The following is a 26,692-nucleotide window of genomic DNA, read 5'->3' as shown; positions in this document are numbered from 1 at the left end:
TTGATGTTCTGCAGTTGATCCGCCCGCGCGACGGTATAGGCGCCGTCCCCTTCGGCATCACCCCAGCCACCCTCGAACAGGGTCGCCATGGGCAACTCGTTCACGTCTTCCGGAATGGTGACGTCCGACAGGTACGGCAGCAGCCCCAGCCCGTAACCTTCGATATCCGTGGCATTGGCTTCGTCCTCGACCGTCCAGCCGCCTTCTCCTTCCAGGGCACCCCGGATCTCGGCGCGGCTTGCGCCGTAGACATCCGCATCCAACATGGCGTCGTCGGTGTTGGTCTCGCGATCATAGAAGCCCCCGGAGACCGTGAAGCGAGTGTCATTGTCCACCCGGCCCACGAGGCCCCCCGGATCCTGGCTGCCATTCACTGTGTTGGAGGCGTAGACGTTCTCCAGATGGACCGCGCCACTGCCGTCCAGAAGATTCACCCGCCCCAGCAGGCCGCCCCCGGCGGCGTCAGCCTCTACCGCCCCGGTGGCGTAGGCGTTTTCGAGCGTGACCTGGAACGAGTCCTCTGAAGCTTCACCTTCGACCTGCCCGATCAAGCCCCCGACCGACTCCTCACCGGAGACCGTTCCCGTCGCATAGACGTTCTTCAATGCCGAATCCATCTCGGCATCAAAAGATCCCGAGCCATCGCTGCCCCACTTACCGACGAGCCCGCCTACCTGCTCTATTCCCGACACATTGCCCGAGGCATGGGCGTTTTCAAGCGTTAAGGAGCTCCCTTCTTTGCCTGGAAGCCAGACCTCCCCAAAGAGGCCCCCAATATATTCGCCCTCACCCTGGTCGCCTTCCTCGTAAACAACATCCCCCGAGGCCCGCAAACCGGCAAGCTCGGCTTCTGCTTCATTCATAACGATGAACTCGCCAACAATTCCACCCAGGCGGCCGGTTCCCGTCACCTTGGTGGATGTTTGCACCTCATCCATTCGGAGTCCTTTACCGAGGTTCGCCAATTCCCCGACCAGGCCTCCTACCGCGTAATGCGTGCTGCTGGTCACGCTCCCTGTAACCAGCGAACGGGTTATGGCCAGCTGGTCATATTCATCTGCATTCGAATTTGCACTCCCGACACGCACACTCCCGGCCAGGCCACCGGTGGAGGCCCCACTCAAATCCCCGACGGTTCCATCGTTATGGACAACGGCATCAATGTGGATCCGCGCAATGGCCAGCTCCGCGCCTTCCTCACCTCCATTCGTTTCCGCCCTCCCAATGAGGCCACCCAGGGAATTATCCTTCCCGGTCACTCCACCGGATATCTGAACCCCTTCCATGAAGGCGCTGTCCGTAACGCTCCAGTAACCGACCAGCCCCCCGGTGCTTTCCTTCCCCGTGACGTCGATATCTTGCAGCTGCAGGTGCCGGAAGGAGGCGTTCTCGGCATGACCGAACAGCCCCACTTCATCCTCGTCCGGGCGGTCGATGGTCAGGTTGCCGATCGAGTTGCCCAGGCCGTCAAAACCGCCCGTAAAAGGGCTTTCCTCGTCGCCCACCGGCTCCCAGCCTGCGTTTGCCGAAAAACCGTCCAGATCGACGTCTCCGCCCAGCACATGGTCGGCGTCCAGTTCATCGCGCACCGGGTCCAGTTCGCTGGCGTCGGTGATGACGTTGTGTTCGATCTCGGCATCATCGGCGTACCGGGTACGGAAGGTGGACGCCCCGTCCAGGGAGATCCGGCCCGCGTAGTCGCGTCCCTCGTCGGTGGTATCGACATAGCCCCCCGCCATGTTCACGCGGTAGTCTCCCTCGGCGTCTCCCTGCGCGTATTCCAGGGTCAGATGACCGCCGGCGCTGGCATCCAGGTGGCGGTTGATCTCGATGTCGCGGTAGGCGGAGAGGGTGAGGGTGTTTTCACTCCACGCCACGTCGGCGTCGACGAAGATATCCCCGGCCCCCTCGCCCCCTTCTTCCGGGGTCTCGATGGTGACGCTGGTGGTTTCCAGCGCGCTCTCCAGGGTGTTGTTGTGGACGGTGGTCACTCCGTCGGCCAGTGAATCGTCGTTCAGCTGGCCACCGTCCTCGTCGCCTTCGACGATGTACACGTCGGTGGGGTCGATCACCCATTCGCCGGTCTGGCCCTGTTCGGCGTGGGTGGTGACTTCGATATCGGGGTCGATGTCCACCTGCGCGGCCGAGGTCTCGATGCGGCCGCCGTCGCCACCGTCCGGAGCACTGGCGTCCAGGGTGCCTCCGGCGCGGACCTCGCCTTCCTCCATGCCGCCACTGAGCATGATCCGCCCGTCTTCACCCTCCTCGAGGGTGCGCGCCCGGACGGTGCCTTCGTTGTTGACCAGGTTGCGGTAGATGGCGTTTTTCGCCTGGGTGGTCATGACCACCTGCCCGCCGTCGGCCCGGATCAGTTCGCCGTTCTCGACCAGGGCATCCAGCACGCCACGTTCGACGGTCACGGTGGTCAGGCCGTCCCCGTCGAAGTCGAGGGTGACCTCGTCCCCGGCGGCCAGCGCCACGTCGCCGCCGTCGTTGCGGATCTCGCCCTGGTTGCTCACCTCGTTGGCAATCAGCGCCACCACGCCGCCGGCCGCCTCGATCTCGCCCCGGTTCTTGATCCGGCCGTCACTGCTCCCGCGGTTTTCGAAGTTCAGCCGCCCGTCGAGAAAATCCTCATCGCTGATCTCCAGGGTGGAGGCGACCAGGCTGCCCACGTTCACCTGCGCACCCTCGCCGAAGGTAATACCCGCCGGGTTGGTCAGAAAGATCTGGCCGTTGGCCTCGAGCCGACCCAGGATCTGGCTGGGATTTTCGTCGAGAATGCGGTTGAGCGCGGCGCTGTCACTGCCGGGCTGATCGAAGCGCACCCCGGCATCCTCGCCGATGTTGAAACGCTCCCACTCGGTGATGATCCGCTCACTGCCCTGCTCGATGATCAGCTCGTCGCCGTCACGGGTGAAGGTGGCATCGCCATGGGTCAGGCTCTCCCCGTCGGGTAATGCCCCGGGGTCCACCGCCCAAGCGGCGGAGGAGGCCAGGAGCATCAGACCCGCGACGGCACCGGTAACCGTACGCCCGGCCTTGCCCCGCCCGGGGGTGATCTCGGCCACGGCCACAAAGCTCTGGCTCTTCTCGCTCCACACCAGGCGGTAGGTGTGGTTCAGGGAAGCGGGACGGATGCGGTTCTTGCGGTCGTTCATGGCGGTCACCAGGGTTCTCGTAACGCGTTTTCGAGGGTCGAGCGTGGTTGCGGGGTCGCTCCGGTTCAGAACCACACCATGGCCTGGACCCAGAAGCGGGGGTCCCGACTGCGGCCGTCGGAGTCCTTGCCGGTCACGCTGCGGTCGTCCACGTCGTCATTCACCTTGAAGGCGACGCTGGCGCGCAGGCTATAAACGCCCGGTCGATGCAGATTGGCGCCCACACCGGCCCCCTGGATCACGGGGGTGTTGGTCTCGTTGGCGTTCGCCGGGGTGTAGCCGTCCCAGCGGTCGCGGCGCAGGGTCACGCCACCGGCGTCGTAGAAGGCGGTGAGCTGCAGACGGCTGTCGATGCCGTCGAGGGTGGCCGCCTCATAACGGCCCTCCACGGTGGCCTGCCAGCCGTGGTCGCCGCTGATCTCGCCAGCCGGATAGGCGCGCACGCCGTGGGGCCCGCCCGCGCTGAACTGCTCGGCGGAATCCAGGTTGTCGAAACTGTACTGCCCGGAGGCGCGCACCAGCAGGCTGAAATCATCCGTGATCCGCTGCAGCCGCAGGGCCTCCAGGTTGAGCTTGCGGAAGCTGCCGTGGGTTCTCGCCGTCTGGCGGTCAAGTTCACGGTCGAAGGCGTTGCCGGACCGGTCCAGATCGCCCACGGTGGCCGCCAGCCGGTAGTTGACCAGACCCCCGTTGCCGATGTCGTCCAGCCAGTCTCCGTCCAGCGCGAGGGTGCCGGTGTGGTAGACCCGGTCGCGAACGTTGTCGCCGGCCTGCTCGTCGTCCAGTTCGCGATACTGGTAACTGCCTTCCAGCGACAAGTTGCGCAGGCGGGAGCGGATCAGGGGGTAGGACAGCCCCGCCCCCGCGGTCAATGCATCGCCCTCGTAATCGAGATCGGAGAGCTCGCGGCCGAGCTCGTAGTCGAGATACCCCAGCTCCAGGTGCCCGCTCAGGCCGCTGTAGCCCAGCGGGGTGGTGTACTGGACATCCAGGTTGGTCATCCAGCGGGCGGCAGACACCATGCCGGTGAGCCGGTCCCCGCGGCCGCTGAGATTGTTGATCGCACCGCGGGCGTTGAGCCGCTCCTCGCCGGTGTAACGATTGCCGTAGTTGTCCGCCCACAGCGTGCCGGTGTAGCGATCCTCCTCGCGAAAGTCGATGTCCATCCGCGTGGTGCCCGGCTCTCGCCCGGCCCGCAGACTGGAGCTGGCGCGAATGCCGGCGAGGTCGTTGAACAGCAACAGGGTCCGCTCCAGCTGCGCGGCCTGCACCAGCGCTTCCTGCTCCGGACCGAGCTGGTGATTGAGCATGCCGACGACCCGCTCGTCGCTCAGACGCACATCCTTGTCCTCGAGGATGTGTTCCCAGGAACCGGCGTCCTCCAGCTCCCCGGTGCGGATACGGATCACGACCTCGCCGTCGCTCACGTCCTGCTCCGGCAGGTAGGCAAAGGAAAGGATGTACCCCTGCTCGCGCAGATGGCGGGTCACCCGCTCCGCCAGCTGCTGCAGGCCGTTGAAACCCAGCTCCTCGCCCAGCCGATCGGCCACCAGCGCCTGCAGCTCCGGTTCTTCGGCCAGCGGCTCGTAGCCCTCGAAGACCACCCGCTCGAGCTCGATGCGAACATCGGTCTCCTCCATCGGCTCCGGTAACGCCTCGCGCTCGGGCATGCGTTCCGGCTCCCGCGGCACCTCCGGGCGGTCGCGCAGGAGAGTGCCTGCATCCGGCTCCACCTGAGCGTGAACCGGTACGCACAGGCTGATGCCCAGCAGCGACAGGAGCAGGACTCTGGCCCGGGGAGACACCCGCTCAGTCCCGCTGAAGAACGCGGCAGCGTGCATTGATTCGATCCTTTCTTCACTGTCCGGGACACGCCCCGTCCGTGATTGGCAGACGAACAGATCTTGTGATCCAGTCGGAATTTTTGGCATTCCGCCACAGACCTCGGATCAATGCCATACTTCCGGTCAGCCTGGCGTTATCCATCCGTTAGTCACTACGGCCCGATCGAGGAGAAGCGATGACATCCGGGGACTTCTCGCTGATGATCCACGGCGGCGCCGGGGAGCTGCGCGAGGCGCAGGACGCGGCGGCCGCCGAGGCGTATCACGCCGCGCTGCACGCGATCCTGGATGCCGGCCGCGAGCGCCTGGCGCGGGGAGAACGCGCCCTGGATACCGTGGAGTACTGCGCGGCGCGGCTCGAGGACGACCCCCTGTTCAACGCCGGCACCGGCGCCGCCCTGACCCGCGACGCCACGGTGGAACTGGACGCCGCAATCATGGATGGCGCGGCTCTCGCTGCGGGGGCCGTCGCGGCGGTCCGGGGCATCGCCAACCCGGTCCGCCTGGCGCGGGCGATCCTTGAAGACGGGGAACACGTGCTGCTGGTCGCGGACGGCGCCGCCGCCTTCGCCCGCGAGATCGGGATGCCGCAGGTGGACGAAGACACCCTGATCACCCCGCAGCGGCGGGAACAGCTGGAGCGTGCCCTGCGCCAGGGCCGGGTCACGCTGGATCATGACGAGCCCGCGCCCGGAACCATCGGCGCGGTCGCGCGCGATCGCCACGGCCATCTGGCCGCGGCCACCTCCACCGGCGGGATGACCGGCCAGCGCCCGGGCCGGGTCGGCGACTCGCCCATCCCCGGCGCGGGCTCGTACGCAGACGATGCCACCGCCGCCATCTCCGCCACCGGGCACGGCGAGGATTTCCTGCGCAGCGTCTTCGCCAGGGACCTGGCCGACCGCATCCGCTACCTGGGTCTCGACGCCCGCGAGGCCCTGACCAAAAGCCTGCAGCACCTGCACGAACGGATCGGCGGCTACGGCGGGGCCATCGTGATCGACCATGCAGGGCGCTGCGCGGCCGGCACCACCACCCCGCGCATGCTCCACGGCTGGATCGAACACGGAGGGCCGACCCGTACCGGCATCGAGCCCCCGCCCCTCCCGCCTGCCCGTTGACCGGGCCACGCCGCGGGCCCCGGAACGGGGTTGCCCGCCGAACGGGCCTCACCCACCGGGGCTCAGCGTTCCCGCCGTTCCGCGGCCGCGTTCCAGTGCCGCCCCATGCGGCTGCCCAGCCAGCCCCCCGCGATCCACAGCACCAGCGACACGGCCACGTACAACGCGGCACGACCCGGATTGCCCGACTGCATCAACCACAGGCTTTCCAGACTGAACACCGAGAAGGTGGTGAACCCGCCACAGAACCCGGCCAGCACGAACTGCCGCGTCACCGGGTCGGCCGGGCGACAGCCCTCCGGCGCACTGATCACCGCATACAGCCCGATCAGCCAGGACCCGGCGATGTTCACCGCGAGCGTATCCCAGGGGAACCCGGTGCCCACCAGGTGCAGCCCGGTCCACGACAGGCCGTAACGCGCCATGCTGCCCAGCGCGGCCCCCAGCGCGACGAACGCGGACAGGCGGACGTCATACCCCGTCATGCCGCCCCGCCCGCCGTGCGAGCCAGACCATAGCCCAGGGAAACCAGCATCAGCCCGCCGGCCAGCGTCAGCAGGATGTAGAGCACCGCCGGGCGCAGGCCGTCACGCTCCGCCACGCCCACCACCTGCAGGCTGAACGACGATACCGTGGTGAAGCTGCCGAGCACGCCCACCACCAGCAACAACCAGAGCCAGGAGGTCAGCGCCGGCCCGGACACCCGGCCCAGCGCCAGGCCGATCAGCAGCGCACCGGAGACGTTCACCGCCAGCGTCCCCCAGGGGAACCGACCGCCGCCGGTACGGTTGTCGATCCACTGCACGAGCCAGAAGCGCGCCAGTCCGCCCAGCGCACCCCCCGCCCCTACCAGCAACAGGCCCTGCCACCACGTGATCATCGGGCCATTTTCGGGTCCGGTCATTGCGCTGTCGAGCCACCGCCCCGCCCGCAGGCAGACCACCAAGCTTCCCGCCGGCCGGAATGGTAAAGTGCACGCCCTGATTACCCCGACAAACGCTTCGCAGGAGCATCATGGCGCAGTACATCTACACGATGAACGGCGTGGGCAAGATCGTCCCGCCGAAGAAGTACATCCTCAAGGACATCAACCTGAACTTCTTCCCCGGCGCCAAGATCGGCGTACTGGGCTATAACGGGGCCGGCAAGTCCACCCTGCTGCGCATCATGGCCGGCGTGGACACGGAGATCGTCGGCGAGGCGCGGCCGCAGCCGGGCATCGAGATCGGCTACCTGCCGCAGGAACCGCACCTCGATCCGGAAAAGGACGTGCGCGGCAACGTGGAAGACGGGGTTGCCTCGGTAAAGGAGGCCCTGACCGAACTGGATCAGGTGTACGCGGCCTATGCCGAGCCGGATGCCGACTTCGACGCCCTGGCCGCGAAGCAGGCCGAACTGGAAGCGAAGATCGAGGCCGCCGACGGTCACAACCTGGACCGCAAGCTGGAGGTCGCGGCCGATGCCCTGCGCCTGCCGCCGTGGGACGCCGACGTGAACAACCTCTCCGGCGGCGAGCGCCGCCGCGTGGCGCTGTGCCGGCTGCTGCTGTCCAGCCCGGACATGCTGATCCTCGACGAGCCGACCAACCACCTGGATGCCGAGTCCGTGGCGTGGCTGGAGCGCTTTTTGCAGGAGTTCCAGGGCACCGTCGTCGCAGTCACCCATGACCGCTACTTCCTCGACAACGTCGCCGGCTGGATCCTCGAGCTCGACCGTGGCCAGGGCATCCCGTTCCAGGGCAACTACTCGCAGTGGCTGGAGCAGAAGGAAAAGCGCCTGAAGCAGGAAGAAAAGGCCGAGGCCGCGCGGCAGAAGGCGATGGAAGCCGAGCTCGAGTGGGTGCGTTCCAATCCCAAGGGCCGCGGCGCCAAGAGCAAGGCCCGCCTGAAGCGCTTCGAGGAGATCGCCTCCAGCGACTACCAGAAGCGTTCCGAGACCAAGGAGATCTACATCCCGCCGGGTCCGCGTCTGGGCGACAAGGTGCTGGAGGTGGACAACCTGTCCAAGCACTACGGCGATCGCGTGCTCTACCAGGGCCTGTCGTTCAACGTGCCGCGCGGTGCGCTGATCGGCGTGATCGGCCCGAACGGCGTGGGCAAGACCACCCTGTTCCGCATGATCTCCGGACAGGAAGAACCGGACGAAGGCACGATCGACGTCGGCGAGACCGTCCAGCTGGCCTACGTGGACCAGAACCGCGATGCGCTGGAGGACGAAAAGACCGTGTGGGAAGAGATCTCCGGCGGTCAGGACGTCATCCGGGTCGGCAACTTCGAAATGCCGTCACGCGCCTATTGCGGCCGCTTCAACTTCAAGGGCCAGGACCAGCAGAAGCGCATGAAGGAGCTCTCCGGCGGGGAGCGCAACCGCGTGCACCTCGCCAAGCTGCTGCAAAGCGGCGGCAACTTCCTGTTGCTGGACGAACCGACCAACGACCTCGACGTCGAGACCCTGCGCGCACTGGAAGAGGCCCTGCTGGACTTCCCCGGCTCCGCGATCGTGATCTCGCACGATCGCTGGTTCCTCGACCGTATCGCCACCCACATCCTCGCGTTCGAGGAGGACGGCAACGTGGTGTTCTTCGACGGTAACTATCAGGAGTACGAGGAAGACCGCCACCAGCGCCTGGGCGCCGCGGCCGACCAGCCGCATCGGGTCAAGTACAAGCGCCTGGCGGACTGACCCCGCCCCGAAGGCCCGGCCATGCCGGGCCTTTTTTGTGTCTTCCGGGGCGGGCGATGGCATCGAACGCAGTGGAAAACGGAGGGTCACCATGTTCCGGTATTTCGGTTTCGGCTCCAACCTGGATCTGATCTCGCTGCGGGCCAAGGGGGTGGAGCCGGTACGCTCGCGGCCCGCCGTGCTCCACGGCTGGCAGCTGCGATTCAATGTCCGGCATTTCTTCCGCCACGAGGGGGGCGTGGGCAACATCGAGCCCTCGGCAACGCCCGGCGACCGCGTGGTGGGCATCCTGCACGAGTGTCCGGATGACAGCCTGCCGGCCCTGGACAAGGTCGAGGCGAAAGGAGTCGGGTATGACCGCATCGTGGTCGAGGTGGAGACCCCCGAGGGTAGCGAAAGTGCCTATGCCTATCGCGGGCGGCCGGATTTTCTGGATGATCGCTGCCTGCCCAGCCAGCGCTACCTCAACATCCTGATCCGCGGTGCCGAACGCGCCGGGCTCGATCGGGAACACATCGCCCGGCTGCGCGCCCAGCCAACCCTCGCCGTCGAAGACGCCCCGCCGTTCGAGCACCCCCCTGGCAGCCACCCGCGCTTCGATGCCCGATCGCTGCCCGAATATCCGCATTTCACCGCCCTCTACGGGGCCGTGTTCGACATGAGTGACGCCCGGCCCGCACACGCCTGGCTCAGGGACTTCTTTGGCGGACAGGACATGACCCTGTTTCACCTGCGTCGCATGGACACCAGCGACGGCTCGGAAACCCTCGAGGATCTGCGCGCCGATCGACTCGGACCGACCCAGCGCCAGTACCTGTACAACTATCTGCGGGAATACGACCGCGAATATCGCTATGTCGGGCACTTCGACTACCATTGAGACCACAGCCCCGGCCTGCAAGGAACCCGCATGAGCACACTCCCCGCAGCCCTGCCACACGGCACGCTCGAAGAAGTCCATGACGGCGTCTTTTTCGTCACCGGTGCCATGGAAACCCGTCTGCTGGATGCCGACTGGAAATTCAGCCGCAACATGACCGTGATCCGCGACGAAGACCGCCTGATCGTGGTCAACAGCGTGCGTCTGGACAGCGAGGGACTGGCGGCACTGGAGAAGCTCGGGAGGGTCACCGACGTGGTCCGCTTGGGGGCATTGCACGGTCGGGACGACCCGTTCTACGTGCAGCAGTACGGCGCACGTTACTGGGCCCTGCCGGAGATGACGCACGAAACCGGCCTGGCGGCCGACCACCCGCTGGACCCGGACGGGGCCCTGCCGGTGTCCGATGCCGACCTGTTCACCTTCCGGACCACCCGGATCCCCGAAGCCATCCTGCACCTGCACCGCGACGGGGGCATCCTGGTGGCCTGCGATGCACTGCAGAACTGGACGGCTCCCGACACGTTCTTCTCCGACGATTCCCGCGAGCGCATGCGTGAAATGGGATTCTTCACCCCGGCCAACATCGGACCACTCTGGCTGCAGAACGCCGAACCCGGTGCCGAGGATTTCGATCGCCTGATCGAACGGGACTTCCGGCATGCACTTTGCGGACACGGCGAGCCCCTGCGCGACACGGCCCGCGAGGATTATGCGGCGACGTTCGAACGCATCTTCGGGCCCGCATCGTCACGCGAATGAGCGTCCCTCACACGGGCAGCGGCCCCGCCACCCGTCCCGAAGACGCCCGTTAGCCGCATGGTCACCGAGGCCCCGCGGCTGACCGGATACCGGGTCGGGCCCGTCCTGCGCCGCGACCGCGAACGCGTGCTTTACCACGCACGCGAGGAATGCTCCGGGGAAGAACGGGTCATCGAGACCCTGGCCTCGGATTATCCGTCGCGGCGGCAGCTGGCGGAGATCCGCCGGGACGGACGCATCGCCCGCGCACTGGCGGACGTCGACGGGGTCCTGCAGGTCCATGCCGTGGAGACCTGTGGCCGCGGACGCACGGCGCTGGTGACCGAACCGGTGACGGAGACCCTGAGCGACCGGCTGGCACAGGCACCCGACGGCCGGATGCCGCTCGTGCAGGGGCTGACCATGGGCGGTCGCATCGCGGAGATCCTGGACGGGCTCCATGCCCGGGGCATGGTGCACAAGGCCGTCACCCCCGACCATATCCGTCTGCCCGCCGACGAGGATTCGCCGCGGCTCACCGGGTTCGGTCTGGCCTCGGAGCTCGGGCGCGAACGGCAGGGTTCGCTGGAGGCCGGCAGTCGGGCGCCCCTGCCCTATCTCTCGCCCGAACAGACCGGGCGCATGAACCGCGAACTGGATTACCGCAGTGACTTCTATTCCCTGGGCGTCACGCTGTTCGAGGCCCTTGCCGGACAACGCCCGTTCACCGCCGAGGGCGTCCTCGAATGGGTTCATGCCCACATCAGCCAGACGCCTCCGGACCCCGGCGACCTAGCCCCCGATCTCCCGCCCGCGGTTGCGCGGATCCTGCTGCGGCTGCTTACCAAGGATCCCGAGCATCGCTACCAGACCGGCGCGGGTCTGGCGCGCGACCTGGCCGAGTGCGCCGAGGCCGTGGCGTCCGGCACTGGGCTCGAGGACTTCGAGCCAGCGCGGCATGACCGGCCTTCCCGCTTCCTCCTGCCGCAGCGGCTGTACGGCCGGGAACGGGAGCTGGACGAACTCGCGGAGCTGTTCGAATCGGCCGCGGCGGGCGGCACCGAACTGTGCCTGGTGCATGGCTACTCCGGTGTCGGCAAATCCGCCCTGGTCAACGAGATCGACCGCCCGCTGGTACGGGAACGGGGCTTTTTCGCACGGGGCAAGTTCGACCAGTTCCATCAGGGCGCCTACTCCGCAATGGCCGCCGCCTTCCGCACCCTGGTACAGCAGCTGCTGGCCGAACCGGAGGCGCGGCTTGCACGCTGGAAGCAACGGCTGAACGAGGCGCTGTCTCCCAACGCTCAGCTGGTGCTGGATCTGGTCCCGGAACTGGAACTGATCATCGGCCCCCAGCCACCGGTCGCCGAGCTGCCTCCCGACGAGGCACGCAACCGCAACCGCATCGTGCTGGCCGACTTCGTCCGGGTTTTTGCCGGCCGCGGGCACCCGCTGGTCCTGTTCATCGACGACCTGCAGTGGAGTGACGGTCCGACCCGGGACCTGATCAGGCAGCTCGCCCTGTCACGCGATACCGACCACCTCCTGATCATCGGCGCCTATCGCAGCAACGAGGTGCCCCCGGGTCACCCCCTGCACCAGGCCTTCGAGCCCGTGCGCGCGGGGCGCCCGGTCCACGACCTGCCGGTCGCTCCGCTGGACCGCGACTCCATACGCCGCATGGTGGCGGATACCCTGCAGGACGACGAGGCGCGGGTTCGCCCGCTGGGCGACCTGGTCCACGACAAGGCCCGGGGCAACCCCTTCTTTACCGGCGAGCTGCTGCAGACACTGCATGACGAAGGCGTCATCCGTCCCGGTCCCGACGGCGGCTGGACCTGGGACACGGAAGCCGCCCTGTGGGCGGGACTGAGCGGCGACATCGTCGAGTTCATGATCGACAACCTGCGCAAGCTGCCGGAAGCCACCGGCCGCGTCCTGCAGCTCGCCGCCTGCATCGGCAACACCTTCGAACTCGAGACCCTGGCGGTGATCAGCGAATGCCCGGCCACGGAGGTGGCCGAGACCCTGATGCCCGCCCTGCGCCAGCACACCATCGTGCCGCTGCACGCCGACTATCGCCTCGTGGGACACGCCCCGGACGACGGTGCACCGGAAGAGAACCGGTGGAACCCGGTCTACCGCTTTGCACACGACCGCGTCCAGCAGGCCGCCTACCGCCTGTCGGATGCGCGCGCGATGACCGGCGTGCATCTGTCCATCGGCCGCCTGATGCGTCGGCATTCCGGTGACGCGATCGAGGGCGACCGTCTGATGGAGATGGTCCGCCATCTCAATGCGGGACGCTCGCTGATCGAGGACCCCGAAGAACGTCTTGCGCTGGCCCGTTTCAACCTGCGCGCGGGGATACGCGCGCGCAACGTGGCGGCCTACGAGACCGCCTACGAACTGCTGCACGTCGGCCATGCCCTGCTGCCCGAACCGACAGACGCCGCGCACCCGGAACTGGCGTTCGAACTGGCCCGGGAGCTGCAGCAATGCGCCTATCTGACCGGCCGGCAGGACGAGGCCGAGGAATGGGCCGGGTTCCTGTTCGACCACGCCCCCGGTACCTACGAAAAGGTGGAACTCCTGTCCACCCGCACCCGCCAGTACGCAACGCTTGGCCGCATGGAGGCCTCCATGCACACGGCCATCGAGGGCCTGCGCCTGCTGGGCGTGGAGATCCACGAGGATCCCGGCGACCGCGAGGTGGCCGAGGAGCGCGCACGCATCACGGAGCATCTGGGGGATCGGGCGATCGCCGACCTGCTGGACGCCCCGAACGTCGAGGACCGTTCCGTGCTCCTCGCCATGCGCCTGCTGATGGAGATCTTCCCGGCATCGTTCCTGTCGGGCAGCGGCAACCTGTTTCCCTACCTGGTCTTCAAGGGCGTGAATCTGTCCCTGCGCCATGGCAACTGTCCCGAAGCCGCCTTCATCCACGCCGCCTACGGGATGCTGCTGTGTGGCGAGCTGGATGACCCTGCGCTGGGGCTCGAGTACGGGCGCCTGGGTCTGGCCATCAACGAACGGTTCGACGACCTCGCCCTGCGGGCACGGGTGATCTACGTCTACGCGATGTTCATCCACCACTGGAGCCATCACTGGTCCAGCCTGACCCCGTGGTTCCGGCGCGGCATCGAGGCCGGCCACCAGTCCGGCGATCTCCTCTATCTGGCGTACAGCGCCCAGGACTGCGTGATCTGGGATCCGGCACTGGACCTGCCGGAGGCCACGCGCCAGCACGAGGAAAACATCGCGATCGTCCGCGAATGCAACTATCGCGACTCGCTGGATTCGGCCACCCTCTTCCTGCAGATGCAGTACGCCTTTCAGGGCCTCACGCGGGACCCGCTGTCGCTGAGCGACGAGCGGTTCGACGAACACGCCTGCCTCGACGGCATGCACCAGCGCCAGTTCATGACCGGAGTGGCCAACTACCATATCTACAAGGCCGAGGTCGCGGTCCTGCACGACGCCCCCGAGCACGCCCTGGAGCACCTGGCCCGCCGGCAGCGTCTGATCCGTTCGGCCATGTCGCTGCCGCAGCTGGCGCGCTTCTACCTGCTGGATTTCCTGGCCTGCGTCCGGGTCCATCCCGACCGCGTCACGACGCCCGACGACCCGATGCGGCACCAGCTATTGGAAGACCTGGACCGGATCCGGCGCTGGGCCGACCACTGTCCGGACAACTTCCTGCACCTGCAGTATCTGATGGAAGCCGAGCTGGAACGCCTGTCCGGCAGCGACGAACCGACCATGGAGCGATACGAGGCCGCCATCGAAGCGGCCGCGGCCAGCGGCTTCATGCGCGACGAGGCGATGGCCAGCGAACGGGCCGCATCGCACCTGTTGGACCGGGGTCGCCGCCGTGCGGCCGAGGGCTACCTGCGGGCCGCCCACCGGCTTTACGCGCGCTGGGGAGCGCGGCGCAAGGTGCGCCTGCTGGAGGAACGGCATCCGGTCCTGGAGGAGATCGGCGGCCCCGGTAGCGATCACGGCGATGACGCCCTGGACCATAAGGATCTTGATCTGGCTTCGATCATGAAGGCTTCGCGCGCCATCTCCGGAGAGATCGAGACCGAGAAGCTGCTGCGCACCAGTCTGGAGATCCTGCTCGAAAACGCCGGCGGCCAGTGGGCCTGTCTGATCCGACGGGACCAGGGCCTGCCCGGCGTGGAAGCCATGGCCGGCGAACTGCCGCAGGCACCGCCCGGCCCCGAACTCGAACTCGAACCCGGACCCTGCCCCGGCCCCGGCGCCATCACCCCCGACGGCAGCGGCATCGCCTTGCCGATCTCCCTGGTCAGTCATGTCCTGGGCAGCGGCGAACCCGTGGTCCTGGACAACGCCAGCCAGGAGGGGCCCTTCACCGACGACCCCGCCATCGCCGCGCGCCAGGTGGTTTCCGTGCTCTGCGTACCCCTGGGACGGGAACGCTTCGTCGGGGCGCTGTACATGGAAAACAACCTGACCGCCGGCGCCTTTCCCCCGGACCGCGCCGAGGTCGTCCGTCTGCTGGCCGCCCAGGCCGCCGTCGCGCTTGAAAACGCCCGCCTCTACGAACAGGTTCGGGAGTATTCCCGCACCCTTGAGGACCGCGTGGCCGAACGCACCCGCCAGCTCGAGGAAGTGAATCGCGAGCTGCAGAACCTCGCCGAGCGCGACGGCCTGACCGGTCTTGCGAACCGCCGGCGCGGCGACGACTACCTCCAGGAACAGTGGGACCGCCTGGGGCACGAACAGCGGCCCCTGTCACTGATCATGTTCGACGTCGACCATTTCAAGCCCTACAACGACCACTACGGGCACCCCGCCGGCGACCACTGCCTGATCACCATCGGCAGCATCATCCGCGAGACCCTCGACGACCCGGAACAGCTGGCGGTGCGCTATGGCGGCGAGGAGTTCATGGTGATCCTGCCCGGCATCGACACCGATGCCGCGCATGCGACGGCCGAGCGGCTGCGCGGGGCCATCCTCGAGCAGCAGCTGCCGCACGAATATTCCACGACCGCGGACGTGGTCACGGTGAGCATCGGGACCGCCACCCGGACCCCTTCGGGCCGCGGGGGACGTCAGGATCTGATCAACGAAGCCGACGAAGCCCTCTACCGCGCCAAGAAGGCCGGCCGCAACCGGGTCGTTGGCCCCGCCGACACCCGGCCACCGGACCCCGCCCGCGAATCCGGCCCGTCATGAACCAGGAGCCTGTTGGCCCGCAGACAGAGAGGGACTTCATCCATGCCAGCACCCCGTACCTGCATCCACAACCGCCCGGTGCTTTTGACGGTAGTCATGATCGCCATGGGCCTGGGCAGCGGCATTCCCGCCATGGCCGACAACCCCGGAGCCGTCGAATATGACCTGGGACCGGAGCCGCATATCCGCGAGCTCTACCCCGACGCATCCTGGCTCCCGGAGGCGTACGCCAGCGACTACGAGGACCTGACCGCAACCATCGAACATTTCACGACCCAGTCGCTCGAGAGAGACGGCGTCCCCGACCCCGAGGTGTCGGTCAGTCTGGTTGAAGAAGGTGAAACGGACGAACGAGTCAGAGTCCGCATCCAGCCCGAGAACGCAACGACCCGTCGCTATGCGACCGTGCATCCAGCCTTTCTTGATTCGGAGCACGCCGCTCAGGCCCGCCGCGGGGTCGAGGCCTGCAAGGCCCGGGAAGGCTGCTGGGACCCGCATCCACAGGCCGGTGAGCCCTGGACCCTGTTTCTGCCACTGGGCCTGCCTCTGGCGAACCAGCACACCGTACTTTTCCTCGATTATCCCCCGATCCCGGCCCTCACCGGACAGGACTATCTGGAAAACTACACGATGTGCCGAAGGGGACGGATCATGGGGGCCGCAGGCGCAGAGAATCCGGATGCCTTCCAGACCATCGTGGACGCCCGTCCGATTGCAGCACCGGGCACCGGCCAGACCGGTTACCTGCCGGATCCCGTGGAATGGTTCGATGACCGCACCGGTCCGGGCGGAGACTTCCTTCGGCCGATGCTGCGACTCCTCGCAACGCAGCCCGATGAATCACGGCCAGTAGCGGTATTCGGCGCCGATGCCCGCCGCACCTGGGCCCGCATGATCGGGCGAGACACGGTCCGTGTGCTCGACACCGGCTCGACCTCCCTGGCCCCCGACGCTCCGGCAACCCCCTGGATTGCCACCAACCATCCGGATGTCACCTCCTACAACTGCTGTCCGGACAACCCGAGCGAAAAATGTGGCCGCGGATCGCTCAACCTGATTGAGGACGAGGAGAAGGATTTCGTGTCCGCATGCTGGCTGATCGCCATGGCGGAAGACCCCGAGGCTTCACCCGAGGCCGTCCGGAAACAGTGCGAGGATCGCTGGTCCGGAAAACCGTCCGCCGAGGACCGTCAGTCACTGTGCATCCAGGTCAAGCTTGATACCAACGACCCGGAAGCCGCCTGTGATTCATTCACCGAGGCCTGGAATTACTGCTCGGCCCATGAGGCCAACGCCTGTGCCAGCCATGATTGCCGGTACGACCCCGACGACATCCGGGATCCCGTGCCCCCGCCCGCCCGGCGGCCCGCCGGGTGGGACGAGACCTGCAATCACTACCGGTGGGGTGACCGCGGGTTCGACTGATCATACGGCGGCGTAAAGCTCGGACCGTCCTGGCGTGGCTCATCCGCCTGCAACACGGATTCAAAGGAAGGGGCATGAACCATGCGATCTCCCAGGCACCATGAACATCGCGGGACCCCAAACCACTGGAGCAGGGTTGCGCCGAAGGAGGTCGAGTCAAACGGCACCGTTCCGCCGGATCGGATCACGCTCCGCTCCCGGATCCACGGCGACACCATAATGGCAGGCACCCGGGGGCCCATCAGGTCGTACCGGAAACCATCCACTCCGTCATTCGGCCAGGGCTTGCATGCATAGGGCGGAGATACGTGATCGTAGGTACCTCCGTTCTTGTCGAACGTAATCACCAGCAGCGTGTTTTCCCAGGCGGGCCCGTCGCGTAGCGCCTCATAGATTTCGTTCAGGGTCCGTTCCGCGGGCACCAGGTCACTCCCGGGATGGTACGAGGTAGAACCGGACGGGGCGATCCAGGCCGGCTCAAGGTAACTGAAAGCCGGGAGTTCGCCGCGACGGGCATCCGTCTTGAATTGCTCGATATCCGCCAGGTACCGCGACGGCTCCGCATCCAGTGACGGAACCTGACCACGCAGGAAGAGCTGCCGGGTAAAGACCGCGTCCTGCCAGAGCACCGCGTTGTAAATCTTCCAGTCGGTGATGCCATGACTCCAGAGCAGCTTCCAGATCGACTGGCGGCGCGGATAACACGGCCAGTACTGATAAGCATTGCCGCCCTCCCAGGTCCCCAGCCGATTGAATGCCGAGCCGGTGAGCGAAAAGGCTCGATTGACATCGGTTCCTCCCGGAATCGACGAAAACCATTCATCCGAGACGGCGAAATGACGTGCCAGTCCATTGAGCACCGGGAGCTGTTCCGGGCTCAGTGTCTGCATCACCTGATCGTCTGCCGTATTGAGGATGAATCCCTGCATATCCGGCGGCTCGCCTCGCCAGTAACCGGATATGTCCGAAAACATCTGCTGCAGACTGTCGCTGGTGTGATGAAACGGGTCCTGCCCGGGGGTGTCGAGATCCCATTCCTCGCTCAAGACACCGTCGTGAAACTGACTGACGTGCACCTTGCGGTCACCATGCCAGTTGAAATCCTCGGTGGTCGCACCGTCAAAAGGATCCGTACGACCAATGAAGTGGCAATCCCGTCCACCATTCTCGTACAACCAGCCACACACGTTGTCGAAAGACCGGCTTTCGAGCATGTAGTACACAACATGCCGAATCCTGGAACGCATGAAATCCATCGTCCCGGGAATCACCGCCTTGCCACTATCAATGCGGGGCGAGGCCTCGAATGCCACAAGCTCCGAGTCGGGGCCCATCGCCGCGGGGAGTCGACCTTCCCGCACGGGCCCCGCGAGGAGCTCCTCAAGATCCGGATCCAGGGTCCAGAGCCGGTAACGACCATGACCGGGGCACCAGTCCAGGAGCTGGTTACCGACCACCGTCAGCTCTTGGCCGTCATCGATCTCGTTCCAGGAACCCTCCCGGATCACCGGAAGGGACAGCGGGTTGTCGAGCTGCGGGTCAAAGCTCCACAGATGGAAACGCCGCCCTCCGGGGAGACGCTCCAGGACATAATCGCCCATCGGAAGCAACGTGTGACCCTTGCGGATCAGCGGGAACGCTCCTTGCCCGCGAGTAAACTCCCCCTGTGCGGAATAGGGCTCCGGGATCGGATCTTCGCTCCCGGGGGCATCGGGCCGGGGATCGAAATTCCATAACTCGAAGGTGCCCCGACCACGGGTGGGGATCAGACACAGCACGAAACTGCCAACCGGCACCAGATCCAGTTGCTGCCCTTCGTCGGGATCATCACCGTAATGCGTGCGATATCCAAGGAACTTGTTCTGTTCCCAGAACCCGCCCTGCACCAGAGGCCCCAGCAGTGGATTGGCCAGTGAAGGATCGAACTCCCTCAGCGCGTAGGGATAGCCGGATACACCATCGCGTTCGCCCAGCGGGCCCCATTGCAGCAGATAGCCTCCGACGCGGGCCATGCGCCAGTGACGATCGAAGCTTGCCCCTCCGGTCTCGTGCAAGGGAATGAACGGGTCGTCCGCGTGCGGGTCCAGCCGGTAGAAGAGACATCGGTCATCGTGGCGGTTGCGACAAACCAAAACCACTTCACCCGAATCGTAACGAACATCCATGATCCCCCCTCGTTTCCTTGCGCTTCGGCCGTCACTCTCTCACGCCCGGTCGCGCGCCCCCAAACCGGCGGTACACCCACCGCACCAGGCGGTGGGTGAGCCACCACATCACGGTGCAGAACAGCACCACGAACGCCAGCCACAGCTCGGGTGCGACCCATTCCTGCGGCTGGCCGTGCGGGCCCAGTACCCAGTTCAGGTTGCCCCCCTCCTCCGCGACCGCGTAGCTGGCCAGCAGGACGCCCCAGCCAATCGGCAGCCACCACTTCCAGGCCTGCGCGTCGTAACCCAGGCGCCAGACCATCCACAGCAGCGCGAACGGCAACGGCAGGTGATAGAGGGAAAGCAGGCGCACGTGCAGCGGGATGTCGGTGTTGTACATGTAGTGCACGGCACCGATGACCGGATTGCCGAGCAGCAGCAGGCTGAGCACCAGGTCGAGGACCCAGACGAGCTCCGGCAGCAGGACCGCGACCAGCAGCATGGAGGCGAGACGCCGGTTTTCCAGCCAGGCGGCCGCGCAGCCGGCCACCAGCGCGATGGAGGACAGCCAGAGGAAATTCAGCGGCCCGTATTCCTGCAGGTACACGGGCACCAGCACGGCGAGGAAGGCGAGCCAGCTCAGCTTGAACCACAGCGGGATCATCGCGGCTCCGGACTCCGTTCGGCCAGCCCCCATCATGGAGGGTCACCCGGTGCCTGTCATCGCGCGCCGGCAAGGCACCCTCCTGCGGAGGTGCCGTAGGAGGCCAGCCCCCTGGCCGATCCGGCGCCGGAGACAGCCCGAACGCACAATCGGCAGGAGGGCCGGCCTCCCACCGGGCGGCAAGGTTCGCCCCGCAGGAGGCCAGCCTCTGGCCGATCCGGCGCAGGAGACAGCCCGAACGCACAATCGGCCGGAGGGCCGGCCTCCCACCGGGGGCAGGGTTCGACCCGTAGGAGGCCAGCCTCTGGCCGATCGGGCGCCGGAGACAGCCCGAACGCACAATCGGCCGGAGGGCCGGCCTCCTACCGGCCGGGGCAACCGTAGGAGGCCAGCCGATCCGGCGCGCCTCAGGCCGGCCCCGGATCCAGCCGCCGTACGACGTCCAGCGCAACCCGCCGGCTGTAGTCATGGATCTTCCAGTGAGCCGGGCTCCAGCCGACCAGGAAGCGGTAGAAGTCGGCCTGCGCCAGCGGGAACAGGTCCCGCCATTCGGCCTCCAGCGCGGCCGCCTCCACGTCCGGGTGGTGATCGCGCAGCGCCTCGCGCAGGGCATCAAAATAGGCGTCCAGCAGGTCGGCCTCGCGATGCTCCTGTTCCTCTTCGTCGAGGCAGGAGCCGATGAAATAGGCCACGTCCTTCATCCCGCAGCCGCCGCCGACGTACTGGAAGTCCACTGCCACCAAGGCGCCCCCGTCGGCAGCAAAACAGAAGTTCGCGACCTTGGCGTCGCCGTGGATGAGGGTGTGAAAGCGGGCCGCGTTCAGCCGGCGATCGAGCTCCGCGGCCGTGCGGCGGATGGCCGGGTCCTCGATCGCCGCCCATTCTTCCTGGCGGGTCGCCAGGTGCCAGTAGCTGCCGACCGGCCACAGGCCGTCGGGTGCGGTGCCGACAAACGCGGCATGCAGCTCGGCCAGCCAGCGCAGGCATAGGACGGCACCGTCGACGTCCAGGTGTTCGCGACGGTCCGGGAAACCGGCCGCATCCAGGTCCTCCAGGATCATCCAGCCGCCCTGATCGTCCCCACCCGCGGCGAAACAGCGCGGGACCCGACAGCGCGACGGATCGAGCCGCGGGGAGAAATCCGCGTACCAGGCCCGCTCCACCTCGTAGGATCGCCGCTTGCGCCGGTCGGACACCCCGCCGCCCCAGCCGCGCGGATGGCTGACGGCTGCCGGGTAGCGCACGTCCTTCACCATCACCGAGGGGACCGGTGCATCCTCCAGGCGGTAGCGCCGGATCTCGCCGTAACCGCTCCACAGCCCCTGCACCCGCTCCTGCGGGTACGCCGCGCGGGCGCCGGTCGCGTCGCGCACGCGTGCGGCCAGCTCTTCGTCCTCCCGCGCACCCATGGCCGCAGCCGACTCAGTTGTGCAGCAGCGCGTCGGTGGTGTAGATCAGCAGCCCGTAGTCCTTCTGGTAGGTGTCGCGCATGTGCGCGGCAATGCGGGTGCAGAGCTCCTCGGACCCCAGCACCTCGATGCGGATATTGCCGCCCTGGCGCCAGTTGCCGCGACGCTTGCCGTGTTCGCCCCAGCCGCGGGCGTCGATCACGGTGTAGCCGCTGGCACCCAGCTTGCGGATCTCGTCGACCAGCATGTCTTCCAGGATCGCCTCGGTGACGATCACCATCAGGCGCATCGGTTCGCCTTCCATGCCCTATCCTCCGACTGCGTAGAGTTGTTCGGCCAACCAGAAGTAGAGCGGTACGCCGACGAAGATGTTGAACGGGAACGTCACCCCCAGCGAGGCCCCGATCGACAGTGCCGGGTTGGCCTCCGGCACCGCGATACGCATGGCCGCCGGCGCCGCGATGTACGAGGCACTGGCGTACAGCGTGGCCAGCAGCAGCGTGCCGCCCAGCGACATGCCCAGCCCCCAGCCCAGCACAATACCGAGGAGCGCAGCCACCACCGGCATCACGATCGCGAACGCCACCAGGAAGACACCGTAACTGCGCACCTCGGCGATGCGGCTGGACGCCACCAGCCCCATCTCCAGCAGGAACAGCGCCAGCACGCCCTTGAACAGATCCCAGAACATCGGCTCCAGCGGCTCGATGTTCTCCGGACCGGCCAGATAGCCGATCAGCAGACCGCCAATCAACAGGAACACGCTCTTGCCGAAGAACACCTCGTGCAGAGTGTTGCCCCAGCGCGTGCCGCCACCGGTTCCGGCCTTGGCCAGCAGGATGCCGATCACGATCGCGGGGATCTCCAGCAACACCAGGAACACGATCATGTGTCCCTCGTAATCCAGCCCGCGCTGGGCCAGGTAAGCCACCGCCACCGAGAAGGTCACCACGCTGACGGAGCCGTAGTGGCCGGCAATGGAGGCCGAGTCGGCGCGGGTCATGCGGCCAACCCAGCGCAGGACCGGGAAGGCAATCAGCGGGATGAACGCCGCCACCACCAACACGGCCAGTCCCGGCAGGAGCAGGGGCACCAGCTCGGATTCGGCCAGCTTGACCCCGCCGTGCAGGCCGATGGCCAGCAGCAGAAAGATGGACAGTGCCTCGTACACCGCCATCGGGATCTTCAGGTCGGATTTGGCCAGCCCGGCGATCGCGCCGAGCAGGAAAAACAGAACGACCGGTTCGGAAACCATGGTCCTTGCCTCCAGTCAGAAACGTCGCCCCGCGCCAGCTCTCGCGGGGCACGGGACTGTCGGTCTTGTTCAGTCGTTGCCGGGCATCATCGAGGAGTGGTGATGCACGATCTTCCATTCGCCGTCGCGATTCTCGTAGACGAAGGTGTAACGCGCCGGTACGTCCCTGACCTCGCCGCCGTCGCGCACGCGGAAGGTATAGGTCCCGGCATCGGTCAGCTTGTTGCAGCCGAACTTCACGTTGCGCTGATTGATCGTGCCCTCGGGACGTTTCTCCAGGAAATGGCGGAAATAGTCGCGGATCTCGTCGCGCGTGGTGCGCGGAACGTTCGACACCGTGGGCAGCAGCACCGCGTCTTCGGCATAGCAGTCGGTCACCCGATCGGCGTCGCCGGTTTTCAGCGCGTCGTTCCAGCGTTCGAACAGCTCTTCCGCCAGACGCCGGGTCGCAGGGGCACAAACCACGCAGCTCTCGTCCAACGGGGTGTCGATGGCGCCAAAGTTCGGGTCCCCACCCGTCCCGGTCACGGGGTGGTGCTGGTCCCGGTACGAGGCACTCAGGCTGAACCGGGCGCGCGGCTCGCTGTCGGCATCAATGAACCGGGTGCCGCTGATGCGCGGTCGGTCGTCGGAAGGCTTCTTCACGGGTGTTCTCCGCGGGCGCCGTGGCGGCCCTGATCAAAGGTTGTACTTTGCGGGGGATTGTAAACCGCCCCCCATAGCCTGTCAGCCGGGCCTGTCAGCCGGCGCCGTTCATCCGGCGGACGGCCCCTGTCCGGCATCGGCCTGCGCCTTGAAGGCGGCCAGCATGTCCTCGATCTGATTGCGCAGACGCGCCTCGTCCTGAATGGCGAAGTCGAGAAAGGTCTGCGCCACCACCGACAGCACCTTCTGCCGCGGATGCACGATGTGCCACTGACGGTGGATCGGGAAATGCTCCACGTCCAGCAGCGCCACCGGCCCTTCCGCGCCCTCCGCGCTCAGGGTATGCAGGGACAGCACCGAGATCCCCAGACCACCGATGACCGCCTGCTTGATCGCCTCGTTGGAGCCCAGCTCCATGCGCACCCGCGGATTGATACCGTGTTCCTGGAACAGCTTGAGGGTGGACTCACGGATCCCCGATCCCGGCTCGCGCATCAGGAAATTCTCCTGCTCCAGCTCCTGCAGCGGGATGTTGCGGCGCCCCGCAAGCGGATGATCGCGACTGGCCATCACCACCAGCGGGTTGGGCGCGAAGGGGTACACCGCCACGTCGGTCAGGCGCTCCGGCACATGGCCGATGATGTACAGGTCATCGTCGTTATTGGCCAGGCGGTCCAGCACCCGGTCGAAGTTCGAAACCTCCAGCGACAGCTCCACGTCGGGATAGCGCCGCGCGAACTGGCCGAGGATGCTGGGCGCGAAGTACTGCGCCGTGGTGATCACCGCCAGGCGAAGCCGGCCGCGCTTGAGGCCGTGCATCTCGGCCAGCTTCATCTCCAGGTTGGTCAGCGCCCCCAGCATCTCGCGGCAGGTGTCGTACAGCAGCAGCCCGACCTCGGTGGGCGACGCCCGGCGCCCGACATATTCGAACAGCGGCAGCCCCAGCGCGGAGGACAGCTTCTTGATCTGGATGGACACCGTCGGCTGGGTCAGGTGCAGCTCCTCCGCGGCGCGGGTGAAGCTGCCCAGGCGCACGATCGCCTCGAAGACCTGCAGCTGGCGCAGGGTCGCATGCCGGATCAGATGCGCCGGCAGCTCCGACTTGAGCATCACCTGCGGAAGGCCGGAATCCCGCGTCGAATCACTCTGACTCACGCCGCCCCCCGTTAACGGGTCGTCAGGCCGGCATACAGCATCGGCAGCTTCTCCGGCAGCCGTTCGACCCGGTCCAGCACCATGTAGTGGTTGCCGAAGATGCGTTCGACGTAATCATCGGCGTTGGGGTCCAGGCTCATGCAGAAACTGTGGACGCCATTGCGTCCGGCCTCCTCCACCGCGCGGCGCGCGTCGAAGCGCAGGTACTGCGGGTCGCGCACGTCGGTGTCCGCGGGCTCGCCATCGGTAATCACCAGCATCAGCTTCTTCTGCGAGCCGCGGGCACGCAGCTGCTCCGTGGCATGCCGGATGGCCGCTCCCATGCGCGTCGACAGTGCGCCGGTCATGCCCGCCAGGCGCGCCCGTGCGGTGTCGTCCCATGGCGCATCGAAATCCTTGAAGCGGAAGTACTCGACATCGTGCCGCCCGTCCGAGTTGAAGCCGTGGATCGCGAACGGATCGCCGATGCGCGAGATCGCGCCCGAGAGCAGGGTGGTCGCCTCCCGCGCCAGCTGCACCACCGAGGTGTCGGTCCCGCGCACCGTCTCGTTGGTCGACTCCGACAGGTCCAGCAGGACCAGCACGGACAGATCCCGCTCCTGGCGCAGGGTACGGGTGTAGATGCGCTCATCGGGCTGACGGTTCATGCGCAGGTCAATCTGTGCCTCCACCAGCGCGTTGACGTCCAGCTCGTCGCCGTCGGGCTGGCGGCGCAGGCGTTGCATCCCCTGTGGCTGAATCGCCTCGATCAGGTATTTCAGACGGGCAATCAGCGGCTTGTGTTTCTCGTTGATCGCATCGATCTCGTCCAGATCGCCCTTTGGAGGGCGGCGCTCCAGCAGGGTCACCCAGTGCGGGCGCTCCAGCTGCATCTGGTAGTCCCATTCGTGATAGTGGAACGGCAGCGAGATCGGCTCCTTGCCCTCCTGCGCGTTGATGCTGGTGTCCTCGCCATCGCGGAAGAACTCCGTCGCCAGGACCATGATCTGCTGGGCATCGTCCCCGGCACTGGGCACGTCCAGGGTGTTGATCATCTCCATCGGCGTGACGTAGATGCGTTCCTGACCCGAGCCGTGTGCACCCAGCACCTCCGCCTCTTCTTCGTCCTCGCGGCCCACCGCCCAGGTATAGCGGTTGTCGTCGCGGTAGACGACCTCGGGCGCGATCTGCTTCGGGTTCACGTAGCCCTTCTCCGGGAACGCCGGCGCCAGCGCTTCCGCCAGTTCCGCCGCCAGTCCCGCACGCTCCAGATCGGACTCGCGGGCGAAGCCTGCCCGCGCCTCGTTCACGAACGGGTGCGGGTCCGTGTAATCGGCGTCGATCAGGGCGCGCGCGGTCCGTGCCAGCAGTGGCTGCGGCGCATCGCCGTCTTCCGGGGTGGCCGTGTGCAGGGGTTTCCAGATCTGCGCCAGCCCCGGGAATGCGGCCAGTGTCAGCCCCTCGACCCGGGCATCCTCGAACAGCTCCAGCAGCGCGCCCCGGATCCCCCGCGGCGCCTCTTCTTCCTGACGCTCGCGGGTATGCACCATGTGCGCGGCGGCATGCGCGGCCGCCGCGCGATACAGGTCCAGACCGGAAAGCTCGTCGGTATCGTCGAAGGCATCCGGCAGGAACAGGGTGAAGCCCTGAATATACGGCCGGTAACCCTCGCGCGACTCGAAATCGCCACTGGTCGGACGCATGAAGAAATCGCGCCCCCACAGCGAGCGCAGATACAGGTTGATACGCCGCTGCACGTCCACGAACAACGTGCCGCGGCGCTCTTTCTGGAACACCGAACGCGACTCCGGCGACTGCAGACCGAAGTATTCGATCTGCGCCTCGAGATCCGTGCGATGGGCCTGCGCGCCCCAGGTGGCCCAGCGTCGCAGCCCGCCCAGGGTCAGATGGCTCAGCAGCTCGTCCAGGTGCTCCAGCATCGGGCGCACCCCGCGCGGGGCCTGGCCCAGCAGCGTATCCAGCAGGCGCAGATAGCCTTCGAACAGCGAATGGTCCCCCAGGCGACGCGCGGCAATGGGCGCCGTCGAGATCACCAGCGTGATCACCGCCGAGCTGGTCTTGGAATACATCCGGATGGACGAACTCAGAAGTTCCGCGACGGCATCCTCGCCCAGCTCCTGGGCCAGCCCCGGGGCCTCCTGAATGAAGGCGATCACCAGCTCGGTCCCGCGTCCGAGCGAATGCAGGCTGCGCGCCCCCTCAAGGTAATAGCGTTCCAGACCGGCCGGACTGAACGCGCGCGTCGCCTCCTGCCACGCGGACTCCAGCACCTGCGCGGCGTGTTCCCCGAGATCGTCGAGGAGGTCCGGATAGTCTTCCAGATGGATGCTCATCGCGCGCCCGCGCCGCCTCGAAGGC

The 26,692-nt window shown here is 66.7% G+C and carries 18 protein-coding genes; 6 read left to right on the top strand and 12 right to left on the bottom strand.

Translation table 11 applies throughout. From position 1 onward, the window contains the following. Positions 1-3,161 (bottom strand): filamentous hemagglutinin N-terminal domain-containing protein (locus F573_RS15245; protein WP_019022396.1); only part of this gene is annotated, 3,161 nt, incomplete at its 3' end. 65 nt (positions 3,162-3,226) lie between these two features. Next, positions 3,227-5,002 carry a ShlB/FhaC/HecB family hemolysin secretion/activation protein gene (locus F573_RS0109530; RefSeq protein ID WP_019022395.1) on the bottom strand — a complete coding sequence of 592 codons (1,776 nt, stop codon included), beginning with the start codon at positions 5,000-5,002 and terminating at the stop codon, positions 3,227-3,229. A gap of 179 nt (positions 5,003-5,181) precedes the next feature. Between F573_RS0109530 and F573_RS0109525 the strand changes: the two genes are divergently transcribed. Then, the gene (locus F573_RS0109525; RefSeq protein ID WP_019022394.1) at positions 5,182-6,126 is read left to right on the top strand and encodes an isoaspartyl peptidase/L-asparaginase family protein; all 945 of its coding nucleotides are present in this window, start codon (positions 5,182-5,184) and stop codon (positions 6,124-6,126) included. Between the two features lie 62 nt (positions 6,127-6,188). Here the strand turns inward: F573_RS0109525 and F573_RS0109520 are convergent, their stop codons facing one another. Together F573_RS0109520 and crcB are read right to left on the bottom strand one after the other, a co-directional pair. Further along, a complete protein-coding gene (locus tag F573_RS0109520) occupies positions 6,189-6,611 on the bottom strand; it encodes a CrcB family protein (RefSeq protein ID WP_018870497.1) in 423 nt (140 codons plus the stop codon). Beyond that, on the bottom strand, positions 6,608-7,030 hold the full coding sequence (gene crcB / locus F573_RS0109515) for a fluoride efflux transporter CrcB (RefSeq protein ID WP_026300876.1): 423 nt from the start codon (positions 7,028-7,030) through the stop codon (positions 6,608-6,610). Before crcB ends, F573_RS0109520 begins: the two co-directional genes overlap by 4 nt. A gap of 110 nt (positions 7,031-7,140) precedes the next feature. Here crcB and ettA point away from each other — a divergent pair, with 110 nt between their 5' ends. From ettA to F573_RS0109490, 5 genes are all read left to right on the top strand, one after another. Further along, complete coding sequence (gene ettA, locus F573_RS0109510) at positions 7,141-8,808, top strand: energy-dependent translational throttle protein EttA (protein WP_019022392.1); 1,668 nt, start codon at positions 7,141-7,143, stop codon at positions 8,806-8,808. A 91-nt stretch (positions 8,809-8,899) separates the two neighbouring features. Next, complete coding sequence (locus F573_RS0109505) at positions 8,900-9,688, top strand: gamma-glutamylcyclotransferase family protein (protein ID WP_019022391.1); 789 nt, start codon at positions 8,900-8,902, stop codon at positions 9,686-9,688. Between the two features lie 30 nt (positions 9,689-9,718). Next, a complete protein-coding gene (locus F573_RS0109500) occupies positions 9,719-10,450 on the top strand; it encodes a hypothetical protein (protein WP_019022390.1) in 732 nt (243 codons plus the stop codon). Positions 10,451-10,507: 57 nt separating this feature from the next. After that, positions 10,508-15,634, top strand: a complete 5,127-nt coding sequence (locus F573_RS0109495; RefSeq protein WP_019022389.1) for a diguanylate cyclase domain-containing protein — start codon at positions 10,508-10,510, stop codon at positions 15,632-15,634. A gap of 42 nt (positions 15,635-15,676) precedes the next feature. Further along, positions 15,677-17,059 (top strand): hypothetical protein, encoded by a 1,383-nt coding sequence (locus F573_RS0109490; protein WP_231384407.1) that lies wholly within the window; start codon positions 15,677-15,679, stop codon positions 17,057-17,059. Here the strand turns inward: F573_RS0109490 and F573_RS0109485 are convergent. The 8 genes from F573_RS0109485 to F573_RS0109450 all read right to left on the bottom strand — a co-directional run bounded on the left by F573_RS0109485 (position 17,029) and on the right by F573_RS0109450 (position 26,667). Continuing rightward, positions 17,029-19,224 (bottom strand): alkaline phosphatase family protein, encoded by a 2,196-nt coding sequence (locus tag F573_RS0109485; protein ID WP_019022387.1) that lies wholly within the window; start codon positions 19,222-19,224, stop codon positions 17,029-17,031. The two genes, F573_RS0109490 and F573_RS0109485, sit on opposite strands and share 31 nt — an antisense overlap. Positions 19,225-19,255: 31 nt before the next feature. Beyond that, positions 19,256-19,870, bottom strand: a complete 615-nt coding sequence (locus tag F573_RS0109480) for a hypothetical protein (protein WP_018870507.1) — start codon at positions 19,868-19,870, stop codon at positions 19,256-19,258. 407 nt (positions 19,871-20,277) lie between these two features. Further along, a complete protein-coding gene (locus F573_RS0109475) occupies positions 20,278-21,279 on the bottom strand; it encodes a phosphotransferase (RefSeq protein ID WP_019022386.1) in 1,002 nt (333 codons plus the stop codon). Between the two features lie 13 nt (positions 21,280-21,292). After that, on the bottom strand, positions 21,293-21,583 hold the full coding sequence (locus tag F573_RS0109470; protein ID WP_018871374.1) for a hypothetical protein: 291 nt from the start codon (positions 21,581-21,583) through the stop codon (positions 21,293-21,295). A gap of 3 nt (positions 21,584-21,586) precedes the next feature. Next, positions 21,587-22,534: a sodium-dependent bicarbonate transport family permease gene (locus tag F573_RS0109465; protein ID WP_019022385.1), complete on the bottom strand. Its 948-nt coding sequence runs from the start codon at positions 22,532-22,534 to the stop codon at positions 21,587-21,589. A 69-nt stretch (positions 22,535-22,603) separates the two neighbouring features. Next, positions 22,604-23,179, bottom strand: a complete 576-nt coding sequence (locus tag F573_RS0109460) for an SgcJ/EcaC family oxidoreductase (protein WP_019022384.1) — start codon at positions 23,177-23,179, stop codon at positions 22,604-22,606. 108 nt (positions 23,180-23,287) lie between these two features. Next, positions 23,288-24,289 carry a LysR family transcriptional regulator gene (locus tag F573_RS0109455; RefSeq protein WP_018871377.1) on the bottom strand — a complete coding sequence of 334 codons (1,002 nt, stop codon included), beginning with the start codon at positions 24,287-24,289 and terminating at the stop codon, positions 23,288-23,290. A 56-nt stretch (positions 24,290-24,345) separates the two neighbouring features. After that, a complete protein-coding gene (locus F573_RS0109450) occupies positions 24,346-26,667 on the bottom strand; it encodes a nitric oxide reductase activation protein NorD (protein ID WP_019022383.1) in 2,322 nt (773 codons plus the stop codon). Positions 26,668-26,692: the final 25 nt, after the last annotated feature.

Origin of the sequence: Thioalkalivibrio sp. ALE23 (assembly GCF_000378545.1) — a bacterium.
Lineage (GTDB): Bacteria > Pseudomonadota > Gammaproteobacteria > Ectothiorhodospirales > Ectothiorhodospiraceae > Thioalkalivibrio.
Note: the sequence above shows the minus strand (reverse complement) of the source record. Positions and strands in the feature narration are given on the sequence as shown.